Raw genomic sequence first — 6,000 nt, 5'->3', positions numbered from 1 at the left:
CTCTTTAAAGAATTTTCAGGGTTTGTTGTCTATTGTTCAGTTATCAATGTTCTTTTTTGTTGTTGCCGTTTCATGCGACAGCTTTTATATTATATCAAAGCGTTTCATGTTTGTCAACAACTTTTTTATTTCTTTTTTGCTGTTGTGAAGCAGTTCCTCACGCGACAGCTTATTTAGAATAGCATATTCATCAAGGCTTGTCAACAGCTTTTTTATTTTTCATCCGCTCTGCCTCTGCATGCCACTCCTTAGTCTCTGTCTCGACCAGCGAACGAATGTTATCTTACCACGCCTTTCCTGAATTGTCAATGTTGTTTTTATATTTTGCGCAATTCAGAATATTCTGACATCAGTTCAGCCATCCGTATAGTCAGACGGATTTCATGCTTGCATGAAAAGACGGCTGATTATACGGATGAGATGAGCGCCACTCTATGAGCAAAATAGCTGCGCAGCAGCGACAAGTGCCGCAGGCACGCTTTTGCGAATGGCGCGGCTGAACGCCCCCTTATTCTATTTCAAAATATAGCCTCAACAATCGTTCTCCAACTTTTCCAAGACTTTTATTACAAGCAATTTTCCGTTCTTCTTTTTTCATCAAACGAACATCCCGACTGAAAATCGCAGTTATCTTTTCCTGAAACTCTTTTATTGTCTCTGCTTTATATACCTGTTTTTCATCTTCAAGCCATCCTTCATACACAGGAATGTTTCTTACTATTGTCGGAATTTCACAGGCAAGAGCTTCTAAAACAACGATTCCTTCCGTTTCCTCATAACTCATAAACGAAAATACGTCTGCCCCACAATATGCATCACGCAGTTCATCAGACTTTACGAATCCTGCAAACAATACATTATCCGGTTTCTTTGATATCGCCTCTTTGATTTCTGCTGTCACCAGGCTTTCATTACCGCCTCCAAACCAGATAAACTGTACTTTCGGCATCATTCTAGCCAGTTCAAGAAAATCCAGAATTCCTTTTCTTCCAATCAAATGTCCCACAGATATCACAACCTTCTGCTCTTCCGTTAGCTGATATTTTGCGCGGAAGCGTATTCTCCCCTCTGGATCAGGTTTGAAAAATTCTGTATCCACACCATTAGTAATCGAATAAATTTTTCGTTTCAATCCATACCCTTCCAACAATTTTCTGGAATACTCGGTTGGCGTCACAACAACATCCCCCAAATTATAACAAAAGCAGATCCATTTTTTAAAAATCGGCGCTGCAAGATTAGAACCAATAAAGGAATTTTTAAAATCTTCCATTGTAGAATGCCCATAATAAATCACTTTTTTCTTCTGCATTTTTGCTATAAAGGCCGCAATCACCGAATCCGGAAAAACTGTATTCATATGAACCACGGTTGCTTCTTTCCACCTGGCTGCACGCGGTGCCTCTACTGCATTCAGCATTTTCTCCTGATGCTCGATTGCTTTTCCGACACCACTTTTTTCTACAATCGGAAACCCACCTCTGTATATATATGTTTTCATAATCTTTACCCTATTCCTTTTATAATGAAAATAACATCTTAAATGCTGTCGTAAGCCCCAGACTGTAAAGTGCAATAGAAAATGGTTTTCCAAGTACAATAACTGCTGTAAACTGTTTCCACGTCATTTTTGTTGTTCCCGCAAGATAGCACAAGAAATCATCCGGTGCCACCGGGAAAAAGATTGCCAGCGCAAATAATTTCAAAAACTTACCGTCCTTCTGGGTCCATCCATCATATTTTTCTATCATTTTTTCAGAAAACATTTTGTATAAAACCGGCCTTCCTATTGTCTTTGAAATTCCAAACACTGCAATTGATCCTATACAGATACCAATATAATTATAAAGAAATCCTAGCCACGGCCCAAAAAAGATCACACCACCCAGGCAACTGACTCCACCCGGTAGGATTGGAATAATAACCTGCACAACCTGGATCAGAATAAAAACGAGCATTCCAGTATAACCGAATTTCCAGATAAATGTCTGCAAAGAATCTACCGAATTTAAAATGCCATTTTTATATGCCCAGATTGCAAGAAGCGCACATCCGGCCAGTCCGGCTATCGAAAGCAGATTGAAAAATCCAGTCAGATTTCTCTGTTTCTTAGGCTGCATTTTCATATCGGTATTTTCGTATTTGTTGTTCATAGATTTTTTCCACTCTTTCGGCAAAATTTCCGGAAGAAAATTTTTCTGCTGAAATAGCAGCCTTGTTTTGCATCCTACCTCTTGCATTTTCACCCATCCCCTTCCATTCTTGGATTCTCATAAGATAATCTTCTTTTTTATCATACTGCCATCCATTTTCCCCATCTGTCACAACTTGTTCCAGACATCCGTCTCTTCTGCAAAGGAGCGGAATACCACCTGCAAGCGCTTCTGCATAAGTCATTCCCTGTGTCTCGCTGGTAGAAGCACTGACAAAGAGATCTCCTGCCTGATAATAGCGTCCCACTTCTTCCGGTGTGATCATTCCCGTAAAAATCACATTTTTAGCAAGCTTTAGCTCTTCAACCTTTTTTTTCAGCTCCGGAAGATATGGTCCATCCCCTACAAGGACTAAAATCACCCCGGATTTTCCTGCATCTTGCTGATATTCCAGAAGCTCTTCAATGTTTTTTTCCTTTGCCATTCTGCCTACATATACCAACACCAGTGCATCCTGTAATATACCAAGCTGCATACGGATTTTTTTACGCCAGTCTTCTTTTTTACATAACTGATATTTTTCCAGATGGATTCCAGATGGAATAACTTCCACCGGACAAGACACCTGGTATCCTTCCAATATCTTACGGATCTTATCACTGGGTGCAATTAGGGTTTCTACCGCATTTGCAAGTTTCTTTGTCATCAACTGCACAATATTTCTTCCCCATACTTTCTGCGGTGAAAAATAATGGGTATAGTCCTCGTAAACTGTATGGTACGTATGTACAATCGGAACGTGAAGTTCAGATGCGATCCTTTTCGCTAAGAAAAATGTGGAAAATTCACACTGTGAATGCACAATATCCGGTTTCCACTCAAGCAACATTTCCATATAGTCACCTGCTGCCTTTGGAATTTTTAATCTTGCCTGCGGATAAATGCATCCAAGTCCAATTGATCCTGCATAAACCACATCGCCTTCTATATAAGAATGAAATGTTCTTGATAATGTAAGAATTTTTACTTCATGTCCTCTTTCTCTTAGCTGTCTGGAAAGATTCATAACTGAAGTAACAACACCGTTTATAACCGGTTCGTACCAGTCTGTTGTAATCAATACTCTCATTTATTAATTCCTCCCGTTATCTTTTTATGAGCATAGTTTAACAGGAGATTGTTAAGATATGGAAAGGGCATTTCTAAAGAATTTTTAAACAAATGCGAAATATTCAGTCAAGACAATATTTCAAAAAAAGTGTATCACTTTTTAGAACTCTCTAAAAAATGATACACTTTCTATTTACTCACTTAATACATCCAATGCACTCATTGCCAAGAGCTGAACAGAAGCATGCAGATTTCTTTTTCCTTCTTCTCCGCCTGCTGCTACTGCAAACTCTTTTGTATGTGTCCCTACATGCTCTTTCAATTTCACATAAAACTGAATTGCCGGTATTTCATGGGTTACATTTCCAACATCAGTCGAACCGATTCCCTGAGTCAGGTCACGCTCTATATACTCTTCACCAATAAAGTCCATGTTCTTACGAACATACTGAACCAGTTTCTTATCATTACGCACATCTTTGACAACTTCATCCACTTGTCTTTCTTCAACTTCTGTCCTGGTTGCAATTGCCGCTCCTTTCGCACAATCACGAATAGCATCAACCATTTCCATCATATAATCATATTCCAGTGAACGAATATTAAATACTGCTTTCGCTTCATCTGTTATAGTATTATGAGCTACTCCGCCTTCTGTAATAATTCCGTGTACTCTGCTGTAATCTTTAAAATGTAAACGCATCATATCAACCGCATGGAACATTAACTGAACTCCACTCAGTGCATTTGCTCCCTTCCATGGGCAAGCTGCCGCATGGGCCGGTTTTCCTTTGAAGGTGAATTCCAATGTAATTGCTGCAAAAGAAATATCATCTGGCATAGATTCATCACACGGATGCATCAGAAGTGCAGCATCAATTCCTTCAAATACTCCATGGCGAACCATAATCGCTTTGCCACTGCCCTTTTCTTCGGCCGGAGTACCTAATACTTTTAACACGCCACCTATCTCATGCTTTTCCATAACTTCCTTTAATACAATTCCTGCACCGGCTGCTGATGTTCCGATCAGATTATGTCCACAACCATGTCCGATTTCTGGAAGACAATCATATTCTCCCATAAGTGCTACTGTTTTCCCTGGTTTTCCAGAATCAAAAACTGCTTCAAAAGACGTCGGCATTTCTGCAATTCCTCGTTTAACAACAAATCCATGGCTTTCCAACAGTTTGCAAAGTGCTTCCTGTGATTTATATTCTTTAAATGCCAGTTCAGGGTTTGCAAAAATATAATCACTTACTTTTTCAAATTCTTCCTTTTTCTCTTTTGCAAGATTACTGATTTCCTGTTTCATTAATTCTAAATTATCCATATTCTTCACCTCTTATTTTATCTGTATGGTTTTAAATCATTCCTTTTAAAGATAAGATAATATTTGAAATTGCTGCTGATCCAAAATAAGTAGATGCCATAACCACAAAGGATACAATTACGATTTTCCAGCTGAGTTTTTTGAAAACCTCAAGCTGGTCTCCTACAGCAATTCCAGCAAAAGCAAGTAGCGGAAGTCCTACAAGTCCAAAACTATATGCACTCATTGCATTTACGATAAAATCTGAAATCGGAGATATCGGCAATGTCAAAACAAAGGATACCAGTGTAGCCCACGCAAATCCTGGAAGATTAGGTTTTTTCACAAAATTTTTCAAGGTAATCGCAATCACTACCATTACAAAGCTTACCACTGTCGACTTTGCTAAATCCGGGATTTTGCTTCCAATAGAAACCATATGTATAATTATGACAATTCCATAAATCACCAATACTATTTTAATTTGTTCTAAAATATTACTTAATGTCGATTTTTCTTGTGGAGTTTGTTTTGTATTTTCCATCTTATGCCTCCTCAGATGCTTTTTTAAATAATTTAGCCCTTAATTTTTCAATACCTGGATTAACACGATTATAATACCAGTTCGCTAATGGCAATGCCAAAAACATTTCCACATACACACCTGTTACTGCAGTTAAAAGTCCACTGGTTGCAGAATATGCAAGAATTTGTTCTGAATACATAGGTGCCGCTGCATTTGTCAACGCTGCAGTAGCCGCATTCATCATAGATGCACTTCCCATACCTGATGCCATCGCAAGTGCATAAGGATGAAATCCGATTGCTAACCCAATCGGTGCCAGGAAAGAATAGAAGAGAGTACCAAATACACTTCCGCTAATATAAGTTCCAAGTGTTCCCATTCCTTCTCTGGATTCCAGACCATATTTATCTCCGATAATACCAAGTGCCGTATCTCTGCAAAGAGAGAACGTTCCACCCACAGCACTTCTTCCTAATCCAAGGAGTAAGCCAAGTGGTAATGCAATCAGCATCGTCATCATATTTCCCGCTTCCTGAAACAGTAAAGCAGGACCTGCCTGTAAAACAATTCCAACCTTTGGACCTGCATTGATACCAAACATAATTCCAAGCGGATATAATGTAAGCGACAACAAAAACGGTGCCCGTTTAATTTCTGCTTTACTAATAAATTTCTTCAGTGGGGGAATCACTTTTCCTAATAATGTTGGAGATAAAAGAATTCCCATGATGATAACCCAGATCATCGTCAATATCTTCACGTCAATCCCCATCACCTTAAATTGAAGTGGACCAATCAGCTCCGCAATAATGCAAATAATAATAGTTGCGATCATGCAATTTACAGTCCCTGTTCTTTCTTTCACATTTCCTTCCTCCGTTTCTTCCGAATTCTTATTT

General features: G+C 38.9%; 6 protein-coding genes. All 6 read right to left on the bottom strand.

Going from position 1 to position 6,000, the window contains the following annotated elements; translation table 11 throughout:
• Positions 1–508: 508 nt before the first annotated feature.
• The gene (locus PGY05_RS08840; protein ID WP_270475699.1) at positions 509–1,501 is read right to left on the bottom strand and encodes a glycosyltransferase; all 993 of its coding nucleotides are present in this window, start codon (positions 1,499–1,501) and stop codon (positions 509–511) included.
• A 19-nt stretch (positions 1,502–1,520) separates the two neighbouring features.
• Positions 1,521–2,126 carry a TVP38/TMEM64 family protein gene (locus tag PGY05_RS08835; protein ID WP_055156427.1) on the bottom strand — a complete coding sequence of 202 codons (606 nt, stop codon included), beginning with the start codon at positions 2,124–2,126 and terminating at the stop codon, positions 1,521–1,523.
• Positions 2,110–3,282 carry a glycosyltransferase family 4 protein gene (locus PGY05_RS08830; protein ID WP_270475698.1) on the bottom strand — a complete coding sequence of 391 codons (1,173 nt, stop codon included), beginning with the start codon at positions 3,280–3,282 and terminating at the stop codon, positions 2,110–2,112. Before PGY05_RS08830 ends, PGY05_RS08835 begins: the two co-directional genes overlap by 17 nt.
• Positions 3,283–3,456: 174 nt before the next feature.
• On the bottom strand, positions 3,457–4,596 hold the full coding sequence (locus tag PGY05_RS08825) for a M20 family metallopeptidase (RefSeq protein WP_022220955.1): 1,140 nt from the start codon (positions 4,594–4,596) through the stop codon (positions 3,457–3,459).
• A 31-nt stretch (positions 4,597–4,627) separates the two neighbouring features.
• The gene (locus PGY05_RS08820; RefSeq protein WP_270475697.1) at positions 4,628–5,119 is read right to left on the bottom strand and encodes a hypothetical protein; all 492 of its coding nucleotides are present in this window, start codon (positions 5,117–5,119) and stop codon (positions 4,628–4,630) included.
• A gap of 1 nt (position 5,120) precedes the next feature.
• The gene (locus tag PGY05_RS08815; protein ID WP_270475696.1) at positions 5,121–5,966 is read right to left on the bottom strand and encodes a DUF3100 domain-containing protein; all 846 of its coding nucleotides are present in this window, start codon (positions 5,964–5,966) and stop codon (positions 5,121–5,123) included.
• Between the last annotated feature and the right edge of the window lie 34 nt (positions 5,967–6,000).

The organism is Coprococcus sp. AF51-11b1, from assembly GCF_027682785.1.
In the GTDB taxonomy this organism is placed as follows: domain Bacteria; phylum Bacillota; class Clostridia; order Lachnospirales; family Lachnospiraceae; genus Allocoprococcus; species Allocoprococcus comes.
Note: the sequence above shows the minus strand (reverse complement) of the source record. Positions and strands in the feature narration are given on the sequence as shown.

Bases quoted from the DNA above. Each gene is read 5' to 3' on its own strand.
- PGY05_RS08840 (WP_270475699.1), bottom strand. From the start codon at position 1,501: ATGAAAACATATATATACAGAGGTGGGTTTCCGATTGTAGAAAAAAGT.
- PGY05_RS08835 (WP_055156427.1), bottom strand. From the start codon at position 2,126: ATGAAAATGCAGCCTAAGAAACAGAGAAATCTGACTGGATTTTTCAAT.
- PGY05_RS08830 (WP_270475698.1), bottom strand. From the start codon at position 3,282: ATGAGAGTATTGATTACAACAGACTGGTACGAACCGGTTATAAACGGT.
- PGY05_RS08825 (WP_022220955.1), bottom strand. From the start codon at position 4,596: ATGGATAATTTAGAATTAATGAAACAGGAAATCAGTAATCTTGCAAAA.
- PGY05_RS08820 (WP_270475697.1), bottom strand. From the start codon at position 5,119: ATGGAAAATACAAAACAAACTCCACAAGAAAAATCGACATTAAGTAAT.